The organism is Mesorhizobium sp. M2A.F.Ca.ET.037.01.1.1 (genome assembly GCF_003998075.1).
In the GTDB taxonomy this organism is placed as follows: domain Bacteria; phylum Pseudomonadota; class Alphaproteobacteria; order Rhizobiales; family Rhizobiaceae; genus Mesorhizobium.
Genome location: NZ_RZSA01001213.1, coordinates 1 through 1,734 on the forward strand (window position 1 = coordinate 1; position 1,734 = coordinate 1,734).

The window sequence follows — 1,734 nt, forward strand, 5'->3', positions numbered from 1 at the left end:
TGCCGATGGCGGTGATCAGCGGCGCCAGCCGGAACGAACCGCGCAGCGGCCGGTAGGCCACCTTCTCGATCGTCCAGTTGTAGAGGCTGGTCAGAAGCATCGCCACGATCATCATGATCAGAAGCGCCACCACGACCGGCACCGAATAGAACAACGCGCCGAGGATCAGGAAGACGATGAGCGCGGTGAAGGCGCCGACCATGAAAATGTCGCCATGGGCGAAATTGATCATGCCGATGATGCCGTAGACCATCGTATAGCCGATCGCGATCAGCCCATAGATAGATCCCAGCGTCAGCCCATTGATAAGCTGCTGGACGAAGTACTGCATATTTACGCGGCTCCCCTGGAATGTCGCCCGTTTTCGGATCGCACTCCTTGTCGTATTTCCCCTAGTCGTAAAGTTTCGAGCCCGGATTGCAACGTGATTTTTCAATCGCTCTGCGTGGTTTGGAAGCACCCGGTCCGATTGCCCGTTTTTTCACACCCGACCCCTGGACTATCGCGGACCCTAGCATTGGCACAACGCAATGTCTTTGACGATTCAACCCTATGATGGGCCTCGTGTCGAAGAAACCAGCGTCAAAATAAGTTGATGAGAAGAATCCTTGCGCCAACCGAAGCGCCCGGTTTCCCGTCACCGCACCTTCCGCTAGGTCAGGATTCCGTCATCTGTGACGGGCATGTGACGGTGCGGCGCCCTTCGGCCGAAGGCGCCGCGCCACAACAGAATGCTCGAAGCGACGTCTCAGTAAGCAGAGCCTCCCTCGCCATTGAGACTGTGCTTTTCAGTGCCTTTGAGCGGCGGATTGAAGACGCTCACCAGCACCATGTCGCCGGCGCTGTCGGCGCGCAGGAAATGGTCGTCATGGGCATCAAGCACATAGACCGTGCCCGGCTCGACGCGATGGACGGTGCCGGTCATGTCCTCGACCTCGCCGGTGCCGGAGATGCAGTAGCAGGCCTCCAGGTGCCGCCGATACTGCAGTCGCGATTCGCTGCCGGCGCGCACCACCGTGTGACATATGGTGAAGCCCATGCCGTCGTGGCTTGTCAGCAGCCGATGGCTGGTGCCGTTGCCCCAATCGACAAAGAAGTCAGTTTTTTCTACATCAGCCAATTGTCTGGTGAACATCGTCGTCTTTCCATGAAACCAGGTTTGAGAAGCGGCGGCGCGCCTCGAATTCGGCGGCAGGCATCGACTTTTTGGTCTCGCCCGGTTAGATTTTGCGCCGTCAGTCCAGATCAATGACTCAGGTTGTATCGTGCTTCAAATGATGGATTTTGGCACTTTCTGTTAGAGAATTTTACAGATGGATTATCTGCCGCTGAATGCGATCCGGGCCTTCGAGGCGACCGCTCGCCATCTCAGTTTCTCCGCGGCCGGCGAGGAACTGCATGTCACTCACCCTGCCATCAGTCACCAGATCAGACGGCTGGAGGAGTGGCTTGGCGTCGCATTGTTTCATCGCGACGCCCGCAAGGTGCGCCTGACGGAGGCCGGGCTGATCCTGCAGGCGTCCGCGAGCGCGGCGCTGGCGGAGCTGGGCGCGACCTGTCGCCGCATTCGCAGAAGCGCCGCCCAGGCATCGCTGTCGGTGGGTTGCATTCCCTCGATCGCCAGCCGCTGGCTGGTGCCGCGCCTGTCGGATTTCACGGCGCGCCATCCCGAGATCGCGATCCGTGTAGCCTACGCCAAGGCCGAGGATCGGCTCGAGGACGACAACGACATCC

General features: G+C 59.5%; 2 protein-coding genes and 1 pseudogene. 1 reads left to right on the top strand and 2 read right to left on the bottom strand.

The window, feature by feature from the left end:
• A pseudogene (locus tag EOA27_RS35220) lies at nt 1-331 on the bottom strand (branched-chain amino acid ABC transporter permease LivH); the annotation flags it as partial.
• Between the two features lie 417 nt (nt 332-748).
• A complete protein-coding gene (locus EOA27_RS35225) occupies nt 749-1,135 on the bottom strand; it encodes an ectoine synthase (RefSeq protein ID WP_126080713.1) in 387 nt (128 codons plus the stop codon).
• Nucleotides 1,136-1,313: 178 nt separating this feature from the next.
• On the opposite strand from EOA27_RS35225, the gene EOA27_RS35230 reads away from it, so the two are divergent.
• Nucleotides 1,314-1,734: LysR family transcriptional regulator (locus tag EOA27_RS35230; RefSeq protein WP_127258594.1), on the top strand; the 421-nt coding region annotated here is incomplete at its 3' end.

What these genes read in the sequence shown, in the direction of transcription:
- EOA27_RS35225 (WP_126080713.1), bottom strand. Translation starts at nt 1,135, where the DNA reads ATGTTCACCAGACAATTGGCTGATGTAGAAAAAACTGACTTCTTTGTC.